Below are 24,596 nucleotides of genomic sequence, written 5' to 3'. Positions count from 1 at the left end.
CTGGCTACAATAAGAAAAAATCCTATTAAGCCAAATTTTGAGTTTCTGTTATCCATTGCTTTTTTAAATTATGTGAACAGTTAGTAAGCAATGCATGTTAAAAAATTACAGGAAATGAAAATTAATTTTCGAGATACCTTTTTGAATAAGTGATACCCATTAAGTCGTAACGTTTAAATTGAGTTTTCAGGCGTTTTTGAAAATCAGTATAGTTTCGTTTTTCTTTTGGGCTCCATAAAACTTCACTTAAGGCATCTAATCGTGGAAAAAGTTGGTATTGAACTTTCGCCGGATTGGTAATGTATTCACTCCATAAACATCCTTGTCCGCCCCAAATGTACTTGGCTTGTGCTGCGTTTAATTCAGTTGGAACAGGTTCGTAATTGTAAACATCTACCAGAAGAGAAGCTTTGCCCGCCGTTAAACTATCTTCTTTAATAAATTGAGCATGGTTGAAATAAACTTTATCTTCAGGAGTCATTATAGCTTTATGGTTTTGCCTAGCTGCTTCTATGCCACCTTTTTCTCCTTGCCAACTCATCACCACTGCATTCGGAGCCAGGCCTCCTTGCAAAATCTCATTCCAGCCAATGATGGTTTTTCCTTTATTGTTTACAAATTTTTCAATTCTCCTAATGAAATAACTTTGTAGTTCGCTTTCCGTTTTAAGGCCGTTTACTTTCATAATTTGTTGAGAAACTGCAGATTGCCTCCACCAAACCTTTGAAGCCTCATCACCACCGATATGGATATATTGCGATGGAAATAAAGCCATTACTTCGGTTAAAACGTTTTCTAAAAATTTGAAGGTTGAATCGGAAGCTTGCAATACATTGTTGTATTTATTCATCATTCCCCAGGTTTGCGCAACCTCATATTTTTTACTGGGCTCAGTACCTAATTCTGGGTATGCTGCAAGTATAGCCATGCTATGGGCAGGCATCTCAATTTCAGGAATAATGGTAATGTAACGTTTGGTGGCATAATCAACTACATCCTTAATTTGTTCTTGCGTGTAAAAACCGCCATGTTTAATGCCGTCTGTTTTAATCACCGCATCTTTTGGCGTTATTTTTATTTCATTTGGCAGCACCTGATATTTAACATTTTCATTTCCTTTTCCTGGCCATAAACCAACTACGCTACCATTTCTCCAGGCACCAATTTCAGTCAGTTTTGGGTATTTTTTAATTTCGATTCTCCAGCCATGGTCATCCGTTAAATGCCAGTGAAAATAATTCATTTTGTGAAGTGCTAAATAATCGATGTATTGCTTTACAAAAGCCACATCAAAAAAATGCCGACTCACATCAAGGTGCATGCCGCGGTAATCGAAACGGGGATAATCGACCATAGAAACGGCAGGGATTTGAACAGGAAAAGCTTTACGGGAATACGGTAACAATTGAATTAAAGTTTGGATACCGTAGAAAATTCCCTTTGGAGATGAAGCACTGATTTGGATTTGTTTATCATCAGAAGAAAGCTCATACCGATCTGGATTTGTGGTTTTGACCGCATTTATTTCCAGTTTGATTACATTACTTTTTTTATTGAATGTACTATCTCTGCTGATCACGATTCCATAGTATTTCGAAAGATAATCGGTAAAAAATGTGATGCTATTATTTAAGGAGTCTGGCGCAATAATCTGTGTATTTTGATCGATCGTAAATGGCGCAGTCTTTTGTTTTATATTGAGTTTAACAGGCTGTGGGATGATATTTACCTCCTGGGCAGAAAGATTTAATGCGATTAAAGTTAGAAACAAAAAGATGGATTTTTTCATAGCAGGATGATAATTCCTGACAAAAGTAATAATTATAGGTGGATGAAGGGAAAAGGTTTGGTATAACGAATTACTTATGTTACAAGAACTACACAAAATCTGGGTGTAGCGTCTCGCTACGCCTCATTTAATGTAGCGATCATGTTAGGATTGCTTCATCGTACCTCCGTGTATTCGGTGTTTCCGTGGCAAAAAATAGTAAAAATCTTGTTGTAGCGTCTCGCTAAACGCAATAGCGATCGCATTAAGATTGCTTCACCGTGCCTCCGTGTATTCGGTGTTTCCGTGGCAAAAAAATAACCAAAATCTGGTTGTAGCGTCCCGCTACGACTCAACGTATTTAGCGATCGCATTAAGGTTGCTTCGTCGTACCTCTGTGTGATCGGTGTTTCCGTGGCAAAAAATAACCAAATCTAGTTGTAGCGTCTCGCTACGACGAAACGGTATAGCGATCGCATTAAGATTGTTTCGTCGTACCTCCATCTATTCAGTGTTTCCGTTGCAAAAAATAACCACAAAAAAATCCCGATAACTTTCGCTATCGGGATTAATATATTCAGTTAAAAAGAACTAGCCTTTTTTAGCTTTGCTTTCTTCGCCTTCTAATTGCGATTTCAATTGAGCCAATACGTCTAAGTCTCCTAAAGTAGATTTCTCTACAGAATCTTTAACTTTTTTCACTGCTGTGATAGATGCTTTAGCTTCTTTTTTCTTAGTAGCACGTTCTTCTGCAAGAACTTCAGCTTTAACTTCTTCCCAAATACGGGCGTGAGAAACAACAATACGTTTAGCCTCTTTGTTAAACTCAATGATTTTGAAGTCGTTAGTTTCTTCAGCTTTAACTGAAGAACCATCTTCTTTAACCATGTGTTTAGTTGGTACGAAACCTTCTACACCATATGGTAAAGCAATAACAGCACCTTTATCAGTTACTTTAACAACAGTACCCTGGTGAACCGAATCTAAAGTGAAGATCGTTTCAAAAGTATCCCAAGGGTTTTCTTCTAATTGTTTGTGACCTAAGCTTAATTTACGGTTATCAACGTCTAATTCTAAAACAACTACATCTAATACATCACCAACTTTAGTGAATTCGTTAGGGTGGTTTACTTTTTTAGACCAAGATAAATCAGAGATGTGGATTAAACCATCAATACCTTCTTCGATTTCAACAAAAACACCGAAGTTAGTCATGTTTTTAACAGTTGCCTGGTGCTTGCTTCCAACTGGGAATTTAGCAGCAACTTCTTGCCATGGATCGTTAGATAATTGTTTAATACCTAAGCTCATTTTGCGGTCGTCTCTATCTAAAGTTAAAACTTCAGCTTCGATCTCATCACCAACTTTTAAGAATTCTTGTGGATTTCTTAAGTTTTGTGACCAGCTCATTTCAGAAACGTGGATTAAACCTTCAACACCTGGGATGATTTCTAAGAAAGCACCGTAATCTGCAACAGTTACGATTTTTCCTTTTACTTTAGAACCAACAGCTAAGTTAGCATCTAAATTCTCCCAAGGGTGTGGAGTTAATTGTTTTAAGCCTAAAGCGATACGTTTTTTCTCATCATCGAAATCTAAAACAACAACGTTGATTTTTTCATCTAATGATAATACTTCTTTTGGATGCTCTATGCGGCCCCAAGAAATATCAGTAATGTGAAGTAAACCATCAACACCACCTAAATCGATGAACACACCGAAATCAGTAATATTTTTAACAGTACCTTCTAATACCTGACCTTTTTCTAATTTAGAAACGATCTCTACTTTTTGGCTTTCTAAATCGTCTTCAATTAACACTTTATGAGAAACAACTACGTTTTTAAACTCATGGTTAATTTTAACAACTTTGAATTCCATTGTTTTACCCACGTATACATCGTAATCGCGGATAGGTTTGATATCAATCTGAGATCCTGGTAAGAAAGCTTCAACACCCATGATATCAACAATTAAACCACCTTTAGTACGGCTCTTAACGAAACCATTGATGATTCTATCATTTTCAAGAGCCTCGTTAATTGCTTCCCATGATCTTTGGGTTTTAGCTCTTTTGCGAGAAAGGATCAATTGACCGTTAGCATCTTCTGGTGCTTCAACGAAAACGTCAACTGAATCGCCGATTTTAAGATCTGGTGTATCACGGAATTCTGAAGTAGAAACTAAACCGTCTGATTTAAAACCTACGTTTAATACTACGTCTTTGTTGTTAATTGAAACAACAATACCGCTAATGATTTCACCTTTAGTGATCTGATTGAATGTTCCGGCATACATATCTTCAAACTTTTTACGGTCTTCTTCATTGTAATTACCAAAAACTTTTTCATCTGCATCCCAATCGAAATCTTCCGTTGGTGTTGCTAATGATGATTTGATCGATTCGATCGAAACTGAATCTGCTTCTGATTCAATCGTTTCTTTTTCAGTCAGGCGACCGCCTTCTCCCTGAAGTTCAGCTGTTTTAGCTGCTAATTCTTTTTCTGCTACTTGTTTTTTAGCCATTAATTAATTATCTCCTTTTTTCCCTATTTAGGGACTGCAAAGGTAAAACTTTTTTAATTAATAGAAAAGATTTTTTTAATAAATGTTGCTGATTTTTAGTGGATTAGAATAGGAGTATCAAGTATTTACTATCAGGTATCAAGATTGGGCGCTTAGAGGAGTAATGATGAAGGATAAAAGAGCAAGGATGAAGGAGCAAAGATTAAAGATGGAGCATTTAGATAAGATATGGTGCAATTCTCTTCTTTCAGAGAGTATTCCAAAGAGCAGGGTAGTTATTTTCTTAAAAATTTAAATTAATTGTTTGGAAATGAGCGTTCAGTAATTCTTCGGAGGTAGCAGTCCCGTTATCGCTTATAGTCCTCGCTGCGCTGTGGGCTATCTGCTCTACCGGGTTTAGATTGAAAGGGATGTGAAAAAAAACTCAGATTAATATACAACGAAACTTAATTACAAACGCTACTCAGGAATTTCATGTAACAGCTCCAGAAGTTCTTTATCTGAAATGTTTTCTTTTTCAGATTTATCGTAGATAGAGAGTAAGTAGACCGTAGAATCGGTCACGATGAAATTTGTAATAATTCTGGCTCCTCCAGATTTTCCTTTACCTTTTGAGGTAATCGCAATTCGAATTTTATAACAATTTTTGCCAATAGGAGTACCTAGGTTTGGATTTTTCTCTAAATCATCAAATAATATAGATAATTCAGCTTTTAGCGAATGATATTTTTTGGAAAGCTTTTTAAGTTCCTTTTTAAAACTTGGAACGGCTATAACATCATAATTCATCAAGCATTTGTCTTGCTGGTATTCCCTTCAATTTACCCTGCTTTATCAATTTCATCTCTTCAACAGCTTCTTTTATTTCTGCTATCAAAATTTCTTTTGGTTCTTTGATAGTTTTCGTTTTAACATAAGGAATGCTATTGAGCACATCCATTAATGAGGACGCTTTATGATCTGGAATTTCTAATAACACTTTCATACTACCAAATATACAAAATTTAACAATGCTATTTTTTCGTAAAAGTTCCCCTCGTAAAACCTTCTCCAATTAAAGTATTTTCATCTCTGATCAACAGCATAATCATATTTTGCTGATCATAAAGTTTAATCATATCTCCTTCAATTACATATTTAGCCGTAAAGGTAGAGTCTGTGTAAGTATCTTTAACTATAACAGAATCATTAGTCCCGAAATCAAAAGTCTTATATTGAGTATCACTATCGCTTACAAATGTTCCGGAAACGGTTTTCGGCTGGATAAACGTAACAAAGCAAAAGTACACGACTACCAGCACCACTATTGCAGAGATGCCAATTAATATTTTATTTTGATTAGAATATTTAAAAATGAAAAACAGGATCGTTCCAAAAACCAATGCAACGATTACAAACAAAATGATATTCGAATAATCCTTCGCAATTTTAGGCACCTCTACTGATACCGCATTTTTTTTAACTACTGCTTTAACCGGAGATACTCTTACCAAAAATTCTTTACTCACCCAACCTTCACCATTGGTGACTTTAATTTTGAAATAATTGGCATTTGTAGAATCAATAACGGCAACATTTTCGTTTTCAGGAAGATATCCGGTTATTTTGCTTTTTGCATCGGCCTTTTCTCTAACCCTTAAGTTATCCGTTGTAACCCGATAAATCACATCTTCAGAAGTGCTGGCTGATGTACCCGGTTGAGGTGTACTGGCCTGTGGTGTGGCAGGCGTTGGTGTAGCTGTCGGAATCTTTTCCAGAAAATCCTTACTTGCCCATCCTTCTCTATTGCGAAGCTTGATCTTAAAAAACTTAGCATCACTGGCATCTAAAACGGTCACTTTTTCGTTTTGGATGATATTGGCAATTACTTTACTGTTTGCATCTTTGGTTTGCCTAACCCTTAATTTATCCGCAGTTACACGGTACAAATCCTGAGCCATTACCTGGTTGGAAAAAATAAAAAGCGCAATAACTAAGAAGAAAATTCTGGTCATAATATTGGGATTCTGCAAATCTGTTAAGAATAGTTTTGCAATTACGCTAAGCGCAAACATCGTGCTAAGCGTGCCAAAATTATAAAATAGTTTTGATTAGCGATAGAAAAGAATCGAAATGTATCTCACTACCAACTTCCTCCGGTACCACCACCACTACTTCTGCCGCCACCCCAACTGCTCGATGAAGATGATGAAGAACTGCTACTTGATGAGGAAGAGGAAGACGACGATGAGGTAGATTTCACCAGTTTTGGCAAACTTACTTCTCTGATAAAAACTTCGAAATCACAGTTTTTGCATTCCTGCATTTCTTTTCCCTTGCCACTTCTTGCATAAGTTGCACTCAGTATTGTTTTGGTAAACGGAGCGGTAAAAGTATTGAAGCCACAACCCGGGCATACTTCAAATTTGTGTCTGTTTTCTCCATCGTTGGGTACCAGTTTTGTTTCTCCACTATTACCTTTCCAGATGTCGTACATTATAGATTCCACTTTTTCTTCCTTTTGCTGTCCCTTGCTTAAATATGGTTTTCCTGATGGGTTTTCATCACGATCCACCCTGGTCATCTCCTCTTTATTACTATCCAAAAGCGGAATAAAACGGGTTGCAATTTTTTTCTGTGCCCTTATTTTACTGATGATACCAATTAAAATTAATGGTGAGAAAAGAGCAATCCACCAGGTAGATTTAATAAATTTAACGATAGCATCAGATAAATTTTTGGGATCTTGATAGATCTTTTTCAATTTACCGAAGGTGGAATGATAATTTGCCAGTACAATTAAAGACAATATCGCATAAATCAGGTACGGGGTTGTTTTGATGGTGAAGATTCCGGATAAAGTACCAAAGCCAATGAAGATGAAAGCGAACCCGGTAAGGATAGATAATATCATAATTGTTCCGCAACCCAAATCAGAAAAAAGAGATTCCTTTTTTTGTGTTTTAGTTATGATGCTTCGTTTTTTTCTCAGGAAGAAGATACATCCTGCAAAAGCAGCAAGAACAACAACCATAGGTATCCAAAAATCATTAACTGTATTTGTTCCATCTGGCTGCGTGAAAAATTGATTCAGTTCCGATTTGTTCTCCGGATTCAAAATAATGATCCCGATAGCCTCTATTGTATTAATAATGCCTTTGCCAAAATCATTTTCTCTAAATGCAGGGAGTAAATTTTGCTCTGCAATATGCTTTAACTTTACATCTGGCAGGACACCTTCTACACCGGTTCCGGTAATAAACCGGTATTTCCGCCTGTCTTTTGCAATGAAGAGCAATAAACCGTTATTGGCGGTCTTTGAGCCGATTCCCCAGGTATTGAACAGTTCAAAGGCAAAATCGAAATCCTCCTGGTTTTGGTCAAAATTATTTACAATAACCACTGCAACCTGTACATTGGTTTTACTTTCAAATTCAGATATTGTACTATTTACCTCTGCAATATTGGTAGGTGAAAGTATATGGTCGGGATCACTTACCCAGCCACCGCCATCCTTTTTTGGATCAGGAATTTCCGCTACCGTGTACGCTTTTTGTCCGAAGACTGTAGCGGATAGAAATAAAAGAAATAGGAATGTTAAGCTTTTAATTGAAAACTGAGTATGGCGCATCATTTGGAAATCTGAACTAAAATTTTTTCGCCAGTTGGCAAAAAGAAATAATTAACATTTATTTTTTTTGCAAGCGATCCACTACCTGATCAAGCTTTTGCTTGTTTTTAGTGTAAGGCGCTAAATCAAAAAGCTTAACGGTTTTAAATTCTATCGGGTGACTTTCACTTTGCAGGGAGATGTAGCCAGACTTTAACGGCGTGCCATCAACTTTCGCTTGGGGATCAAAATTAGATACATTACCACCACCAATTTGCGGTTTGGTATATTCTAAAACCACTTCATTATCAATGATATGTTTGATTACAGAATCGCCAAGAACAAGGAAATCTGCAGTTACCCATTGATCACCAGAATAGGTTTTTGATTTTGAATCCAGACAATGTGTGGTGAAGAGTTTATCTTGATAATTAATGAGCGTTCCGGGTGTACATACATTACTGGTATGGCGAACATGTTCACCATCTCCACCAAGAATCTGGGCCTCAATCGAAATTGGGAAATCCTGATCTTTTAACATCGTAGCCGGATCCTGGCAGTGCAACATGGCGCCACTGTTTCTGGTTGCCCAACCTTCGCCACCTTTCGCCTGATTACCGACAAAACGGTATGTTACCCTTAATAGATAAGCTGAAAATGGCTTTTTGTAAAAGATATGACCATATTGCTGATCAAATTCATGGTAGCCATCATAACTTACTTTCATTAAGCCATCTTCCACACGGAAGGTATTGGCATAATTTTCTTTATAGTTGTGCTTGGCAATTTTGATATTCCAATCTTTTAAATCTTTTCCGTTAAAAAGATTGATCCAGCCTTTTTGAGCACTGGCAGTAATGGAAAAACAAGCGAAAATAAGAAAGGGTAGGGTGGCGATTTTTAATTTCATAGTAGCTTAATTGTTGCCACTAAATGTATGAAATTAAAATAAGCAGATAAATATAAAATACTATTCGGCCATTAACGGTTCAACTTTTCCAATTGCAAAATTAAGCTGCTCTTCCTGAGTTAAATTCGTATTGTCTAAAATAATAGCATCATCAGCCCTCACCAATGGACTTTCCTTTCGGGTAGTGTCAGCATAATCACGATGCGCCAGATTTTCGAAAACTTCTTCCAAAGTGGTTAAATTATTTCCTTTACTTTCCAACTCTTTAAACCTTCTTTCTGCTCTGATTTTAGGATCAGCTGTCATGAAAAATTTTAAAGGTGAATGCGGAAAAACAGTAGTGCCAATATCGCGGCCATCCATAACAATGCTTTTTGATTTGCCCATCCGCTGCTGCTGTTTTACCATTTCATGGCGAACAATTTTATGAGCAGACACTTCACTCACGTTTTGTGAAACAGGCATTAAACGAATCTCATCAGAAACTTCCTCGCCGTTTAACGTAATGTGCGATTCATAATCTCTTGAATGGAAATTTAATTCAATATGCTGCAAAGCATCAATAACAGCTGCATCATCATTCACATTAATATTGTTTCTTAAAAAATATAGTGTAACGGCACGGTACATTGCTCCGCTATCTACATAAATAAAACCTAATTTTTTAGCCAATGCCTTTGCCAGGGTGCTTTTTCCACACGATGAATAGCCATCAATAGCTATAACTAAGTTCTTTTTCATGTATTGTTATTCTGTTTCTCAGCGGTAATGAAGCTTGGTAAATTCTATAATTAAAATTAATCAAGTTGTAAATTTACCAGGTTTAAATCTGCTACAAAGGTAAAAAAAGACTGTTTAGTTACTAGCTTTTTTAGTTTGATTATCTTTTATAATTTTGTAACATGTTACCCACCAGAGAAGAAATTTTACGATCCATTACTTTTAAAACTTCCAGAAGTGGGGGCAAAGGTGGACAAAATGTAAACAAGGTTTCCAGTAAGGTCGAATTGATTTTCGATTTAGAGGCAAATGATTATCTCAGCGAGGAGGAGAAAACTTTATTGAGATCTCGCCTGGAAAACAGGCTGGATAGCGAAGGTTTACTCCATATTGTATCGCAGGAAGATCGAAGCCAGCTTTTGAATAAAGAAAAAACTGTGGCGAAGCTCATCGAACTTCTGAAAAAATCTCTTCATGTACAGAAAAAGAGAAAGCCAACCAAAATTCCTAAAGGTGTAATAGAAAAGCGGTTGAAAAGTAAGGCATATACGTCGGATAGGAAGAAAAGCAGAAGACCCCCTAGCCCCCTAAAGGGGGAATAAAACCCAGAGTAAAAAACAAAAAGTCAAAGTCCGCCTTTAGGTTATTTACAGGTGTTTATATCTTGAAGTGATAATACAAACTCACGCACTATAATACTGCGCTTTGGCAATACTTTTAGCTCCCTAAAGGGGAATAAAACGCAAAGTAAAAACTGCTATTTGTGCTGTTGTAATGCTATAGAAAGTCAAAGTCCCCTTTAGGGGATTTACGGGTGTTTATTTCTTGAAACGATACTACAAACTCAAGCCACTATAATTCTGTGCTTTGGCAACACTTTTAGCTACCTAAAGGGGAATAAACCCGAAGTAAAAAACTGCTATTTGTGCTGTTGTAATGCTATAGAAAGTCAAAGTCCCCTTTAGGGGATTTAGGGGTTTTATCTCCCAAACCGATAATACAAATTCAAGCCGCCATAATTCTGTGCTTTCGCAACACTCTTAACCTCTTTGGTTTTGAAGATGATATTAAAATCTGCGGTAAATCTTTTCGAACTGTAATTAACGCCAAACTGTTGTTCAAAAACGATTGGTTTTACATCAAATGTTAGTGGACTATTGTTATTAAACAAACTTCCCTGGATCGTAGCATCGTATGCAACCACATTTAATTGAGGCTTAGCATAGAAGAAAAATTCAGATTTGTTCAGGCTGGCTGTTTTTGAATCACCAATCACGGCGTTATGATAAGCACTGTTAAAAAGCTGATTCAACCTTCCGGCTCTAAAAAGCACTGATGTGCCCAAACCAGAAAATGTAGTTCCTAAATTTACATAACCTTGTCCGCTTAAATCGATAATCTGATCATTAGAGCGCAGTAATAATTTGCTATAGTTTGCTGCAAGATTAACAGCTACTTCATTTTTAATTTGATATTCCCATCCGGCGGGACTATAAAAACCAACTGTTTTATGTAGAAAACGCTGCGCATCTTGTGCCCAAGAGTTAGGCCCAACGGTACCCAGCTCAATACTGGTTTTTAATACACTTTCATTTTTATAAAAAACTGAATAGGCTCCGCCAGCATATAAATAACCTGCAAACGGTCTATCCTGATCTTCTCTTCTGGCAACCTGTCCCCAGTAAGGCGTATACATTTTTTGTCCGGCAGAAATTTCATAAGTCTTTTTTTCTATTTTATCTGAAAACCCGGCGGGATCTATCGCTCTGCGGAAGTAAAGAAATAATCCATTAGTGTAGTAGCGGTCGTTTAAAGTAGCTAAGTAGGCGTCGTTTTCAGTTTTAAAACCAAATTCATTTTTGAAAGATTGGCTAAAACCTGTAAGGCAGATTAAACAAAGAATAGCAGTAGTAAAAAATGATTTCATAAAAAAAGCCCGGACGATTACCCGGGCTATAAAAGTATTTATTGTTATCGAATATTCGATGAGTCATCCAAAAGATTTACCATTTAGTTGACAATCGGCGCAATTTTAATGCTTAGATCTAAAGGTTTTTTAACCTTATTTTTAGTTAAAGCTAAATCGATTACCTCACTCATTTCCGTTACATAATGGAAAGTAAGGTCTTTAATATAGCTTTCTTTGATCTCTAAAATATCTTTGCGATTACTTTTACAAAGAATAATTTCTTTAATGTTAGCTCTTTTCGCTGCGAGAATCTTCTCTTTAATTCCGCCAACCGGAAGCACTTTACCACGTAAAGTAATTTCACCCGTCATGGCTAAATGTTGTTTCACTTTACGTTGCGTAAATGCAGAAGTTAATGCAGTTAACATGGTTACACCAGCCGATGGACCATCTTTTGGCGTAGCGCCTGCTGGTACATGCACGTGAACATCCCAATTATCAAATAAGGTATAATCAATGCCAAACTCTGCTGCATGAGCGCGTAAATAAGCAAGTGCAATTACTGCAGATTCTTTCATTACATCACCCAGATTACCGGTTAAGGTTAATTTTCCTTTGCCAGGACTTAAGCTAGATTCGATAAATAAAATATCACCACCAACACTTGTCCAGGCCAGGCCAGTAACTACACCAGCCACTTCATTGCCTTCATACAAATCTTTATCGTAAATAGGGGCACCTAAAATGCGTTCTACATCTTCGTTGGTTAAGGTTATATTATATTCTTCTTCCATTGCAATTTTTGTTGCAACACCACGAACCAATGAGCCTACTTTTTTCTCCAAACCACGTACACCACTTTCGCGGGTATAATCTTCAATTACTTTTTCAATTAAAGCTGGTTTAAGAACAATGTCTTTTAATTTCAGACCATGATTTTCTTTTTGCTTAGGCAATAAAAATTTCTTGGCAATCTCTATTTTTTCTTCGATAGTATAACCATTAACCTCTATAATCTCCATACGATCGAGCAAAGCCGGTTGAATAGTACTTAATGAGTTAGCTGTCGCGATGAATAAAATGTTAGATAAATCATAATCCATTTCTACATAATGATCATAGAAAGCATTGTTTTGTTCCGGATCTAAAACTTCCAGCAATGCTGATGATGGATCGCCACGATGATCTGTTCCAACCTTATCAATTTCATCCAAAACAAATACCGGGTTATCTGCACCAGCTTTTTTAATTGATGAAATGATCCGGCCAGACATGGCACCAATATAAGTTTTACGGTGACCGCGAATTTCCGCTTCATCACGTATTCCGCCTAAGGCCATGCGTACATATTTACGTCCTAATGCTTTAGCAATCGATTTTCCCAATGAAGTTTTACCAACTCCCGGAGGACCAACCAAACAAAGAATAGGGGCTTTCATGTCGCGTTTAAGCTTCAATACAGCCAGATACTCAATAATTCGTTGTTTAACTTTCTCTAAACCGAAATGGTCTTTATCTAAAATGCGTTGTGCTCTTTTTAAATCGAAATTATCTTTGGTAAATTCACTCCATGGGAGGTCTAAAATAAGTTCCAGGTAATTGAGCTGAACAGAATAATCTGGCGCAGCAGGATTCATGCGTCCTAATTTGTCAAGTTCCTTATCGAAATGATCATTTACTTCTTTTGACCATTTTTTCAACTTTGCTTTTTCTTGCAGAGCATCAAACTCCAGATCAGCAGAATTTCCACCCAATTCTTCCTGAATTGTTTTTAATTGCTGATTAAGGAAATAATCACGTTGTTGCTTATCCAGATCAGTACGAACTTTAGATTGAATTTGATTTCGTAATTCCAGCATCTGCAATTCAATCATCAGCAATTCCATAACTTTTTGCGCACGATCAAGCAATTTATTCATTTCAAGAATCTTTTGCTTATCGGCCATTTCGGCATTCATGTTTGAAGAAATAAAATTGATCAAAAATGAATTACTTTCTATGTTTTTTAAAGCAATACTTGCCTCACTCGGGATGTTCGGAGAAAGCTGAATAATTTGAGCAGACATTTCACGAATCGAAGCAATTAAGGTTTTAAATTCTTTATCCGCCTTATGTTTCTGCTCTTCAAACTTCTTAACAACAGCTTTAATATAAGGCTCGTTTTGAACTTCTTCTATTAAGCTGAAACGTTGTTTACCCTGGATAATAACCGTTGTATTGCCATCTGGCATTTGTAGCAATTTAATGATGTTGGCTACTGTACCAACAGTGTTAAGTTGCTCAAAGGTAGGGTCTTCGATAGAAACATCCTTTTGAGATACAACCCCAATAATTTTGTTTCCTTTGTAAGCTTCTTTTATTAGTTTTATTGATTTATCCCGTCCCACGGTAATTGGAATTACTACCCCTGGAAACAGAACGGTGTTTCGCAAAGGTAAAATAGCCAAGGTTTCTGGCGTATCCTCATTGTTCATCTCCTCTTCATCTTGTTGAGACATTAAAGGGAAAAATTCGGTATCCTCATTTATTATTGGCATAGCAGAATGAAAATCAAATATATCTTGTTTACTCATTATCACGTTTCCTCTCACGACAAACTGGCAGTTTAATCGTATTCACATTGTTTAATTATGTTAGTAATATAATAATTTCAACTCTTGTGCCAAAGTAAAAACTATATTAATCTTATGTTAAAAAGGCAGAGAAATAAATTTATTGATGACAATATCATATTTTCTGATTTTTAGCGTTTATGGTATTATTAAGGGGTTTCCATTTCAAGGTGAAGAAAATTAAAACTATTAATTTATCATAATAGGATTATATTGCAAAAAAAAATCGCCTCCGAAAGGTGCTGGAGTTATCTAAATTATTATTCATACATGAACTATTTCAAAAAAGCAATTTTAGGATTAATCATTTTCTCGTCAACCACAACCTTTGCTCAGAATAATTATGAGAAAAGTATGCAGGCAATGATGAAAGGGGATTATAAAACTGCTGTTACGCAACTAGAAAAAGCCGATGCCAAAACGCCCGATAACGCTGCTGTATTAAAAATGCTGGGTTATTCTTATTTCCAGAATGGAGAATACGAAAAATGTATAGCTACCTACAGCCGTTTACTTTCCGTAAAGCCTGCAGAAGTATCAGCCTATTATTACCGGGGCAAAGCAAGATTAAATATTGCGAATGATCCCAAAGAATCGTTAAATACCATGCGGGAGAACTTTTATACCGCTGCCATTAAAGACTTTACAAAAGCAATTGAAATTACTGGTGATGAGGATACGCAAATGTTTCAAAATAGGGGTTTAGCCTATAAGGATTACGCCATCTTCAAATCTTACAAGGTGAAGAAAAGTGTGGAAAAGGTGGCTTGTGTAGCTTTGTTTAACAATTCTATTGCAGATTTTCAAAAGGTGTTAACCATGCAGCCGCTAAGGAAAGATATTATTGATTGGGTTACTTATGACAAAGCGCAGATAGCGAGCCTGAAATAATTTAAAAAAACATAAAAAAGCGGTCAGAATTTTATTTTCTGACCGCTTTTTTTATGGCTTAAATCTGGCAACAATTAAATAATCTTTTGAAGCCAGTAACCGTATTTTTTGTTGTTTTCTGATTTTGTATAATACATCTGGATAGTAGGTGAGTGTATCAAGCGATTGGTATAAGACGTTTTTATTATAGATTACAATTTCGACTTTACTAATCTCTGAGCCTTTATTTTCTATTGAAACTTTTTTTATCGGAATCTTTTTACTGTTAGACGTGTATGTTTGTACGCCATTTTGCTGGCTAACTTTAAAGCTCCCTTTCCAGGAGTTTCTGTTAATATCAGCATTAACAAAAATGGCAAGTTCCTTGTCCCAATCATTAATTAGCAATGATTTGGTTTCGCTCACGCCATTTATACTTACCGTTTTATCAACTTTAACTTTAGCATTCTTCAGCCGGATGATTTCTTTGCTGAAATATCCCTTCAAATCAAAATAAAATAAATCGGTATTTGCCTTAGCAGCTTCCCGTTGGTTACAAGAGAAAAAGGCCAGAGCAAATACCAGAATACCAAGTTTTCTTGTCATTATACCAGAACGTTTCCTGTCATTTCCTCTGGAATATCAACGCCTAAAATTCTCAGCACAGTAGGAGCGATATCGCCAAGTTTACCATCGGCAATAGTTTTATAATCGTTGTCGATCAATATACAAGGAACCAGGTTAGTGGTGTGTGCCGTATTTACGGAGCCATCTCCATTCACCATAAATTCAGAATTACCATGATCAGCCAATAAAATAAATGAATAACCGTTTTCCAAGCCTTTATTTACAACCATTTCGGCACATTGATCAGCGGTTTCTACTGCCTTAATCACTGCTTCAAAAACACCGGTATGCCCAACCATATCCGGATTAGCAAAGTTCAAACAGATAAAATCTGCCCAGCCAGTTTCCATTTCTGCAGTAATGGCTGCGGTAATGCCAGCTGCGCTCATTTCTGGTTGTAAATCATAGGTAGCTACTTTTGGAGAAGGAACCAAAATGCGTTTTTCATTCGGGAATTCACTCTCTCTACCGCCTGAAAAGAAGAAAGTTACGTGTGGATATTTTTCCGTCTCCGCAATACGAATCTGATTTTTGTTGTTCTCTGATAAAACCTCGCCGATTGTTTTTGTCAGATCATCTTTGGTAAACATCACATTTACTTTATCGAAGCTCTCATCGTAGGTGGTCATTGTAACATAATACAATGGTAGTTTATGCATCGATTGTTCTGGGAAATCTTTTTGGGTTAGTGCTGACGTAATCTCACGTCCTCTATCCGTACGGAAATTGAAGCAAATCACCACATCATCCGCCTGTATGGTTGCAACAGGTTCACCGTTATTTTGCGTAAGTACTACAGGATTTAGAAACTCATCCGTGATGCCATTGAGATAGGAATTTTGAATTGCACTTAATGCATCCTGTGTTTTCTCACCAACTCCGTTTACCATTACATCATACGCTTGCTTAACGCGTTCCCAGCGGTTATCGCGATCCATTGCATAGTATCGACCAACCATGGTAGCCAACTTTGCATTCCCATGTTGAAGGTGATTTTGAAGATCGTTAATAAAACCTAAGCCAGATTTTGGATCAGTATCGCGTCCATCTAAAAAAGCATGAACAAAAGTTTTTTCTACATGAGCCTCATTTGCTGCATCGCAAAGTGCTTTTAAGTGTTCAATGTGGGCATGTACACCGCCATTGGAAACTAAGCCGATAAAATGGACTGCCTTATTATTGGCTTTTGCATAATCAAATGCAGCAAGTAAAACCGGGTTGCTGTGCAATTCTCTATCAGCAATTGCTTTATTAATTCTACCAAGTTCCTGATAAACAACTCGACCAGCACCTAAATTCATGTGCCCAACCTCTGAGTTTCCCATTTGTCCGGCAGGTAATCCTACAGCTTCACCAGATGCTTCTAGTTTTGAGTGAGGATAATTTTGTAGTAAGGAATCAAAAAAAGGTGTTTTTGCGGCATAAGCAGCATCAGAATTATCCTGACGTCCGTAGCCCCAGCCATCTAAAATTATAAGTGCGAGTTTTTTATTGTTTATCATATTAATTCAAAAATTTATTCGTCGATACCAAAACATTTTCTGATAAAACATGTTTTAGTGTTTTATTCATAAGGCAAATATAACTTTATTGAAGGTTATACAAATTAAGAAATCGTTTTTTGATACGCTAATGGCATAATTTTAGCTATACGGTTCTGTATAAAATACAGAAATGATCCGGAGCTTGTTTTTACTTGTTGTTAGTTTGACATCGTTATATCTTCCTAGTGCTATCCAGGCAGATATTATTGATGATTTATCATCTTATTTCAAAGCTGGAAACACTAAGGAAATTGCTAAAAATTTCGCCTCAACAATCGAATTAATTATTATTGACGAAGAAGATGTCTACTCTAAAGCACAGGGTGAACAAATTTTGCGTGATTTTTTCATTAAACATCCACCAGTTAAAACAAGTGTTTTTCATAAAATTAATAATAGTCCAAACTATCGGTTTGGCGTTGTGATTCTTAATACTTCAAAAGAAACTTTCAGGGTTTCCATTACCATGAAAAAATTCAATAACAGTTTTTTAATAACGGAATTAAGAATAGAGCCTGCCAAAGATTAGCTTTCTTCTCCCGAAACCCTCATTTACCTCCTTATAACCTTTCTTAATATCCGCTTGTAAATTGTGTGCTAATAAATATTTCTTATTTTTGCAGCATAAAACCTATATTTTGGATATTCAACTGATACATCAATTCATAAAAAATGCCCTGGCTGAAGATGTTGGCGATGGTGATCATACTTCATTATCAACAATTCCTGCCGGTACGCAAGGCAAGGCTAAGCTCATCATCAAAGAAGACGGTATTTTAGCAGGTATGGAATTGGCGTTTGAAATTTTTGCCACTGTTGATCCGGATTTGAAAGTAACCGTGTTATTGCAGGATGGAGTAGCGGTAAAAGTTGGCGATATTGGTTTAACCGTAAGTGGAAGTACGCATTCGATTCTAATTGCAGAGCGTTTGGTACTTAATTGCATGCAGCGAATGAGCGGCATTGCAACGAAAACCCACCGTATTGTTTCCCTTTTAGAAGGTACCAACACTAAAATTTTAGATACCCGTAAAACAACTCCTGGTTTACGTTACCTGGAGAAATGGGCGGTACGAATTGGCGGAGGTGTAAATCACCGTATCGGTTTATATGATATGATTTTGATTAAGGACAACCATGTCGATTATGCTGGCGGAATTGCAAATGCAATTACATCTGCCAAAAAATATTTAGCCGATCACCACAAATCGTTGCAAATTGAAATTGAGGTGAGGAATTTGGAGGAATTATCTCAGGTATTGGCTGTTGGCGGCGTAGACCGCATTATGCTCGATAACTTTAATTTTGACACATTGAAAGCTGCGGTTAAACTAATTGATGGCCAATTTACTACTGAAGCCTCAGGGGGGATCACTGAAGAAAACGTAGAGGAATATGCTGCTTGCGGAGTAGATTTTATTTCAATGGGGGCACTTACACATTCAGTGAAAAGCCTCGACATCAGTTTAAAAGCATTCTAAAAGTGATGTGTTATAAAATTGAAAGCTTATTTTTTGTATCATTGTAGGCTATGGTTACGGTTTATTCGCTCACTGCTTTATTATTTGCGTATCTATTTGGATCCATACCAACCGCTGTATGGCTCGGTCAGGCCTTTTATGGTGTAGACGTTCGGGAGTATGGAAGTGGTAATGCCGGGGCAACCAATACCTTCAGGGTTTTAGGTAAAAAGGCAGGTATAGCCGTTATGGTTATCGATATTGCCAAAGGCTACACGGCTACCAATCTAGCCTATCTTATCGGTATGTCTGTTACCGGGCCACAAAATTCAGTTGTTTTTGTTAACTATCAGCTTGCCCTGGGTGTAACTGCTGTGATGGGACATTTATTTCCCGTTTTTGCAGGTTTCAGGGGAGGAAAAGGAGTGGCCACACTTTTTGGAATGATTTTGGCAGTTAACTTCGAGGCATCTATGCTTTGCGTTCTGGTTTTTGTGATTGTATTACTATTAACGAAATATGTTTCATTAAGTTCAATCTGTGCAGGCTTTACATTTCCGCTCAGTGTTGTCTTTTTGTTTCAGGTTTCTATAAAATCAGAAGTGCTTTACGGCATGGTTGTCTGTGTTTTAATTTTAGTTACGCATCAGAAAAATCTCGAAAGATTGCTGAAAGGCAAGGAATCAAAAGTGTATTTGTTTAGGAAGAAAACCAATTAACAACAAAAATACAATCATTAAAACTTATTCGGCAGCTTACTGTTTAAATTTCGGTTTGCCTGAAGGGTTACTAAACTAAACTAAATCAAATTATGAAAAAGTTATTTTTAACAGCAAGCATTGCTGGCATTTTATTATTTAATTCATGTTCTACTGTTCCATTAACAGGGCGTAGTCGATTTGATTTAGTTAGTAACGATCAGGTTTTGCCGATGGCATTTCAAGCTTATAGCACATTCTTAACGGAGAATAAAACTACCGTATTATCTGCCTCAAATGCACAAGCACTGAAAGTTAAAACTGTAGGCAATAAGTTAATTGCAGCAGTTAAATCGTATATGAACAGCAATAACTATGGTAATTTAATTGCAGATTATCAATGGGAAGTTAACGTAGTTCAAAATAACGAGAAAAATGCATGGTGTATGCCCGGTGGTAAAATTGTGGTTTACACTGGTATTTTACCGATTACACAAGACGACGCTGGTTTAGCAACTGTTATGGGACATGAAATTGCTCACGCGATTGCTGGTCACTCAGCAGAGCGCATGTCGCAAGAGATGGTGGCCCAGGGTGTGGGTGCCGCGGCGGGTGTAGCCTTATCAAAAAATCCTAAAACACAATCTATTTTCAATACACTTTACGGTGTAGGTACACCAGTTGCGATGCTGAAATTCAGTCGTAACCAGGAGTTAGAAGCAGATCGTTTAGGTTTAATTTTTATGGCAATGGCCGGGTACAATCCACAGAATGCAACGAGTTTCTGGAATAGGATGTCGGCTGCATCTGCAGGAGCGCAAAAACCAGCAGAATTTTTAAGCACTCACCCAAGTGATGCCACTCGTATCGCTCAGATTCAAAAATATTTACCAGAAGCGCAACAGTATTATAAAAAATAAGGCTTTCGAGGTGAAAAGCTTTTAAGGTGGAAAGCTGAAGATTTAAAGGTGGAGGGTTTTTGCATTAAGCAGAAATTTCCACCTTTTTTATGTTTAAGCGAGACGCTATTACTAGAAATGATGCTACAACTGGAAAAGATTTATTTATTGTTTTTCTAAAACAACGCTCTAGTCAAGCTGTTTTCACTAACGACTAACGACTAACGACTAACGACTAACGACTAACGACTAACGACTAACGACTAACGACTAACGACTAACGACTAACGACTAACGACTAACGACTAACCTTCCAACACCTTTAACATTGCACTCGCTTTAAGTAAGCACTCCTCATATTCTTTTTCAGCATTACATTGATAGGTGATGGCCCCACCAACTTGGAAGGATAAGTATTTCTGGCTTGCATTATAAAGAATACTTCTGATGACCACATTAAAATCAAAATCTCCAGTTGGGCTAATGCACCCAAAAGAACCAGAATAAATGCCTCTTTTGGTTACTTCGTAGGCTTCAATTAATTCCATCGCTTTAACCTTGGGAGCACCAGTCATAGAACCCATCGGAAATGCATTTTTTATGGCGTCAATCAAATGAATATTTGGGTCTAATTCACAACTGATGGTGGAAATCATCTGGTGAACCTGCGGAAAGCTATAGATGCCAAAAAGTTCGTCTACTTTAACAGAACCTTTTACCGCAGATTTTGTAAGATCATGGCGCACCAGATCTACAATCATTACATTTTCAGATTGTTCTTTCGAATCGTTTTTAAGCTGAATGGCAATGCGCTCATCCTCTCGTGGATTATTGCTTCTCCTTGCCGTTCCCTTTATGGGTTGCGAAATGAGTTTGTTATCCCGTTTGCATAAAAACCTTTCCGGCGTTGCCGATAAAATGTAATGGTTTCTAATTTTAAAATAACCTGCAAATGGAGTAGGAGACAAGCTATTTAATGCCTCGAAGGTTTGAATAGGATTTATTATCGCATGTTCTGCGAAGAACTCTTGACAAAAATTAACTTCATAAATATCTCCTCGAAGAATGTGATTTTTTAAAGCGTTTACTTTATTGATGTATTGATCTTTTGTTATTCGCTTAGCAATCTTCAGTCGATTGGGCTTAGTGCTATCGCTAATGTTAAATTGCTTAATCTCATCTATAATCGAATCACTACCAATTAAAACTTTTATTTCACCATTTTTAACGCCGATTAAATACTTCGGAACAAAAAAATATAAATCAGAAAAAGCCAACTGGTCGGGATGATTCGATTCGAGATCTTCAATTCCATTTTTGAGATCATAACTAAAAAAGCCGAACACCCATTCCTTATGTAGCGAATAAAAACTTTTTAATTGATCAAATGCCTGAATAGTCGAACATTCTAATTCATGGTGAACGCCAGCTGCTATCATGAAATCATAAGCTGAATAAACGTCCTTATAATGATTAGAATCCAAAAAACAGCAAACATCAAACTGATTAGCCCAATGCAATGCTTTTTGTTTGAAATCAGGTCTGTTTTGTAGGGTTTTCAAAGATGCTATTTTTGTTTTTGATACGTTTTAAGACTATTTGTTTACTATTCCAGGTTTTTCTTGTCCCCTTTTTCTATAAGTCCCTTAAAATTTTGATTACTTACTATTTTCTTACCCGATTTTTGCTCTAAATCTTCTCGAGCTTTACCCGCAACGCTGCCACCTGCTTTTGCTGCGGTATGATTTTCTTCAAACCCTTTAGCATCTTTGTTTTTGGCAATTTCTGTTGTTGAGGCCTCGCCCAGCATCGAAAAAATCAGTTCCAAATCCGTCATGTGGTCTCTTAAATTCTCATTCGCCTTTGTTAGGCCTTTTAATTTTTTGTAGTCGCTTGGAAGGATGCCGAACGTTGCTTTGCTAATTTCGGCAGTTAAAATGGCATATTCTTTACCTTCTTTAACACCTCTTTGTTTCCATTCGTTAGTGAGTTCATCGCGAACAAGAATGCCGCGAATTCGCTTTTCTATCCATTCATCACTATATCCTTTGGCTTTATATGTTGCTCTAATTCTGGCTTGTGCTAATTCGGGATTCTCTATTTCGGCAATTCTTTCTGCTCCAACTTGTGCCAACCACTGTTTAAAAGGTTCGGCTTTTGGCGATGGGATAGATTGAATAAGACGTAGCAATTGCTCGGTATTGGCAACGTCAGTCATCCTCATTTTTCCATCATCTGCTGACATTTTCAACTGTCCCAATTTATGGGACAGTTCACTGCCTTCATTTTGTAGTTTTGTTTTTAAAGCGTTCCAATATTTCCTAGGGCGCGGTGAATCCGTTAATACTTCTACAACATCAATGACCGAAAAATACCATTTATTTTCCTGTTCATTCCACTCAGAACGTACTTTCCTATCTTCAAATAATTTCAAGTCACTCATTTTTATTTAAATTAATGTGTTGTAATAATTATATATAGATGAGATGTATATTATTGATAGGGAGTTCGAAGATAGATAAAGGACACTAAAAAATTAAAAAATATTATAAACAAAAAAAGCAACCTTTATCGGGTTGCTTTTTTGTGAATATCTAAAATATTTTAACGTAATTCTAAAGTTTGTGCTCTATCTGGTCCCACAGAAAGGAATTTGATTGGCACTTCTAATTCTTTTTCTAAAAACGCGATGTAATCATTTAATTTAGCTGGAATCTGATCAACTGAGGTGATTTTAGTCACATCAGTAGCCCATCCATCAATTGCTTTCAATACGGGTTTTGGTTCAATAGAAATGATATCGTATGGCATGTAATCGATAGTCTCGCCGTTGTATTCATAATGTGTACAAGCGTAAATGGTTTCGAATGTATCCAACACATCAGCTTTCATCATAATTAATTCGGTTACTCCGTTTAACATGATGGCATATTTTAATGCAGGAAGATCAATCCAGCCACAACGACGGGCACGACCTGTAGTTGCACCAAATTCATGACCTAAAGCACGCAAATTCTCGCCAACTTCATTATCTAATTCAGTAGGGAATGGACCACCGCCAACACGCGTACAATAAGCTTTAAAGATACCGTAAACAGCACCAACTTTGTTAGGTGCAATACCTAAACCCGTACAGGCACCAGCAGTTGTAGTATTGCTAGACGTTACAAATGGATAAGAACCAAAATCAACATCTAATAATGTTCCTTGTGCACCTTCTGCTAAAACTGCTTTTCCTTCTTTTAAATAACCATTAACGAAATGCTCGCTATCTACATGAGGAATGCTTTTTAAGAATTCGATGGCTTCAAAGAATGAGGCTTCTTTTTCTGCCAGTTCATATTCAAAACCTTCGTAATGAGAAAGAATTTCAGTGTGTTTTTCTACTAGTTTAGCATAACGCTCTTTGAAATCTGGTAATGTGGTATCGCCAACGCGTAAACCGTTACGACCAGTTTTATCCATATAAGTTGGGCCAATACCTTTGAGTGTTGATCCAATTTTGTTTTTACCCATGCGCGCTTCATTAGCGGCATCCAATAACTGGTGAGTGGGTAAAATTAAATGTGCTTTACGAGCGATAACTAATTTGCCTTCGGCAACAGGATCATGACCAGCTTTTTTTAAGTTATCTAACTCTCTTTTTAAAATGATTGGATCGATTACTACACCATTACCAATAAGGTTCATGGTTTTTTCGTTGAAAATTCCTGATGGGATAGTATTTAAAACAAATTTTTTGCCATCGAACTCTAGAGTGTGTCCGGCATTCGGGCCACCCTGAAAACGGGCTATAAGATCATATTTCGGACTGAGTACATCAACGATTTTTCCCTTTCCTTCATCACCCCATTGCAGGCCGAGAAGTACATCTACTTGCGTCATTATTAAAAATTTAAGCTGGTTTTATTGTGGATTTATTTAATTGCTTCAGTTTTAGCCGCTTTGGCTGTTTCGTTTACTTTTCTTGCCATGCTGCAATCAGAGCAAAATCCGTAAAGGTTTAACGAATGGTGTTTCACATCGAATTTCAACAGATCACCAACCATGGTTTGAATCTGGTGAATTCGCGGATCGCAAAACTCTACTACTTTACCGCACTCTATACAGATCACGTGATCATGTTGACGGTAACCGTAAGATTTTTCGAATTGTGCCATATTCTTACCAAACTGGTGTTTGGTAACCAAATCACATGAAACCAATAACTCCAAAGTATTATAAACCGTAGCACGACTTACGCGATACTTCTGGTTTTTCATGTGGATATAAAGGGTTTCAACATCGAAGTGATCGTTTCTAGAATATATTTCTTCCAATATGGCGAAACGCTCTGGTGTTTTGCGTAGATTTTTGTTTTCTAAATAAGCTTCAAAAATCTTACGAACTAGCTCATTTGTTTTTTGTTCAGACATAGTATTTAAACTCCGTTCAAAGTTAGGTAAATTGTTTTTAAAAATGATT

22 protein-coding genes are annotated in these 24,596 nt (G+C 36.8%); 6 read left to right on the top strand and 16 right to left on the bottom strand.

What is annotated here, in order from left to right:
* Window positions 1–121: 121 nt before the first annotated feature.
* The 8 genes from ACN1CD_RS13270 to cmk all read right to left on the bottom strand — a co-directional run bounded on the left by ACN1CD_RS13270 (window position 122) and on the right by cmk (window position 9,534).
* Complete coding sequence (locus ACN1CD_RS13270) at window positions 122–1,789, bottom strand: beta-N-acetylhexosaminidase (RefSeq protein ID WP_419130875.1); 1,668 nt, start codon at window positions 1,787–1,789, stop codon at window positions 122–124.
* Between the two features lie 570 nt (window positions 1,790–2,359).
* Window positions 2,360–4,294, bottom strand: coding sequence for a 30S ribosomal protein S1 (gene rpsA, locus ACN1CD_RS13265; RefSeq protein ID WP_419130874.1), 1,935 nt, complete (start codon window positions 4,292–4,294; stop codon window positions 2,360–2,362).
* 459 nt (window positions 4,295–4,753) lie between these two features.
* Window positions 4,754–5,083 (bottom strand): type II toxin-antitoxin system RelE/ParE family toxin, encoded by a 330-nt coding sequence (locus ACN1CD_RS13260; RefSeq protein ID WP_419130873.1) that lies wholly within the window; start codon window positions 5,081–5,083, stop codon window positions 4,754–4,756.
* Complete coding sequence (locus ACN1CD_RS13255) at window positions 5,073–5,279, bottom strand: hypothetical protein (RefSeq protein ID WP_419130872.1); 207 nt, start codon at window positions 5,277–5,279, stop codon at window positions 5,073–5,075. Before ACN1CD_RS13255 ends, ACN1CD_RS13260 begins: the two co-directional genes overlap by 11 nt.
* 28 nt (window positions 5,280–5,307) lie before the next feature.
* On the bottom strand, window positions 5,308–6,288 hold the full coding sequence (locus tag ACN1CD_RS13250; protein ID WP_419130871.1) for an SH3 domain-containing protein: 981 nt from the start codon (window positions 6,286–6,288) through the stop codon (window positions 5,308–5,310).
* A 128-nt stretch (window positions 6,289–6,416) separates the two neighbouring features.
* The gene (locus tag ACN1CD_RS13245; protein ID WP_419130870.1) at window positions 6,417–7,907 is read right to left on the bottom strand and encodes a TPM domain-containing protein; all 1,491 of its coding nucleotides are present in this window, start codon (window positions 7,905–7,907) and stop codon (window positions 6,417–6,419) included.
* Between the two features lie 55 nt (window positions 7,908–7,962).
* A complete protein-coding gene (locus ACN1CD_RS13240; RefSeq protein WP_419130869.1) occupies window positions 7,963–8,793 on the bottom strand; it encodes a 3-keto-disaccharide hydrolase in 831 nt (276 codons plus the stop codon).
* Window positions 8,794–8,853: 60 nt separating this feature from the next.
* Window positions 8,854–9,534, bottom strand: coding sequence for a (d)CMP kinase (gene cmk, locus ACN1CD_RS13235; RefSeq protein WP_419130868.1), 681 nt, complete (start codon window positions 9,532–9,534; stop codon window positions 8,854–8,856).
* 161 nt (window positions 9,535–9,695) lie between these two features.
* Between cmk and arfB the strand changes: the two genes are divergently transcribed.
* On the top strand, window positions 9,696–10,115 hold the full coding sequence (arfB, locus tag ACN1CD_RS13230) for an alternative ribosome rescue aminoacyl-tRNA hydrolase ArfB (RefSeq protein WP_419130867.1): 420 nt from the start codon (window positions 9,696–9,698) through the stop codon (window positions 10,113–10,115).
* 377 nt (window positions 10,116–10,492) lie between these two features.
* Here arfB and ACN1CD_RS13225 read toward each other — a convergent pair whose 3' ends face one another.
* Both ACN1CD_RS13225 and lon read right to left on the bottom strand, forming a co-directional pair.
* Window positions 10,493–11,440, bottom strand: coding sequence for a lipid A deacylase LpxR family protein (locus ACN1CD_RS13225; RefSeq protein WP_419130866.1), 948 nt, complete (start codon window positions 11,438–11,440; stop codon window positions 10,493–10,495).
* Window positions 11,441–11,523: 83 nt separating this feature from the next.
* The gene (gene lon, locus ACN1CD_RS13220) at window positions 11,524–13,995 is read right to left on the bottom strand and encodes an endopeptidase La (RefSeq protein ID WP_419130865.1); all 2,472 of its coding nucleotides are present in this window, start codon (window positions 13,993–13,995) and stop codon (window positions 11,524–11,526) included.
* 309 nt (window positions 13,996–14,304) lie between these two features.
* On the opposite strand from lon, the gene ACN1CD_RS13215 reads away from it, so the two are divergent.
* Entirely contained in the window at window positions 14,305–14,925 is a 621-nt protein-coding gene (locus ACN1CD_RS13215; protein ID WP_419130864.1) for a tetratricopeptide repeat protein, read from the top strand.
* 51 nt (window positions 14,926–14,976) lie between these two features.
* On the opposite strand, the gene ACN1CD_RS13210 is transcribed toward ACN1CD_RS13215, so the two are convergent.
* Window positions 14,977–15,510, bottom strand: coding sequence for a hypothetical protein (locus ACN1CD_RS13210; protein ID WP_419130863.1), 534 nt, complete (start codon window positions 15,508–15,510; stop codon window positions 14,977–14,979).
* Window positions 15,510–17,033: a 2,3-bisphosphoglycerate-independent phosphoglycerate mutase gene (gpmI, locus tag ACN1CD_RS13205; RefSeq protein ID WP_419130862.1), complete on the bottom strand. Its 1,524-nt coding sequence runs from the start codon at window positions 17,031–17,033 to the stop codon at window positions 15,510–15,512. Before gpmI ends, ACN1CD_RS13210 begins: the two co-directional genes overlap by 1 nt.
* Window positions 17,034–17,238: 205 nt before the next feature.
* Between gpmI and ACN1CD_RS13200 the strand changes: the two genes are divergently transcribed.
* The 4 genes from ACN1CD_RS13200 (at window position 17,239) to ACN1CD_RS13185 (ending at window position 20,153) form a co-directional block, all read left to right on the top strand.
* Window positions 17,239–17,604, top strand: coding sequence for a DUF4783 domain-containing protein (locus ACN1CD_RS13200; protein WP_419130861.1), 366 nt, complete (start codon window positions 17,239–17,241; stop codon window positions 17,602–17,604).
* A 109-nt stretch (window positions 17,605–17,713) separates the two neighbouring features.
* A complete protein-coding gene (gene nadC, locus ACN1CD_RS13195; RefSeq protein WP_419130860.1) occupies window positions 17,714–18,556 on the top strand; it encodes a carboxylating nicotinate-nucleotide diphosphorylase in 843 nt (280 codons plus the stop codon).
* A 50-nt stretch (window positions 18,557–18,606) separates the two neighbouring features.
* Complete coding sequence (plsY, locus tag ACN1CD_RS13190) at window positions 18,607–19,254, top strand: glycerol-3-phosphate 1-O-acyltransferase PlsY (protein ID WP_419130859.1); 648 nt, start codon at window positions 18,607–18,609, stop codon at window positions 19,252–19,254.
* Between the two features lie 92 nt (window positions 19,255–19,346).
* Entirely contained in the window at window positions 19,347–20,153 is an 807-nt protein-coding gene (locus ACN1CD_RS13185) for a M48 family metallopeptidase (RefSeq protein ID WP_419130858.1), read from the top strand.
* 284 nt (window positions 20,154–20,437) lie between these two features.
* Here the strand turns inward: ACN1CD_RS13185 and ACN1CD_RS13180 are convergent, their stop codons facing one another.
* From ACN1CD_RS13180 to ACN1CD_RS13165, 4 genes are all read right to left on the bottom strand, one after another.
* Entirely contained in the window at window positions 20,438–21,694 is a 1,257-nt protein-coding gene (locus ACN1CD_RS13180; protein WP_419130857.1) for an anthranilate synthase component I family protein, read from the bottom strand.
* 44 nt (window positions 21,695–21,738) lie between these two features.
* Window positions 21,739–22,575 (bottom strand): Bro-N domain-containing protein, encoded by an 837-nt coding sequence (locus ACN1CD_RS13175; protein ID WP_419130856.1) that lies wholly within the window; start codon window positions 22,573–22,575, stop codon window positions 21,739–21,741.
* 161 nt (window positions 22,576–22,736) lie between these two features.
* Entirely contained in the window at window positions 22,737–24,017 is a 1,281-nt protein-coding gene (locus tag ACN1CD_RS13170) for an adenylosuccinate synthase (RefSeq protein ID WP_419130855.1), read from the bottom strand.
* A 32-nt stretch (window positions 24,018–24,049) separates the two neighbouring features.
* Complete coding sequence (locus ACN1CD_RS13165) at window positions 24,050–24,547, bottom strand: Fur family transcriptional regulator (RefSeq protein ID WP_419130854.1); 498 nt, start codon at window positions 24,545–24,547, stop codon at window positions 24,050–24,052.
* Window positions 24,548–24,596: the final 49 nt, after the last annotated feature.

The sequence above is a fragment of the Pedobacter sp. N23S346 genome (assembly GCF_048515415.1).
Lineage (GTDB): Bacteria > Bacteroidota > Bacteroidia > Sphingobacteriales > Sphingobacteriaceae > Pedobacter.
Note: the sequence above shows the minus strand (reverse complement) of the source record. Positions and strands in the feature narration are given on the sequence as shown.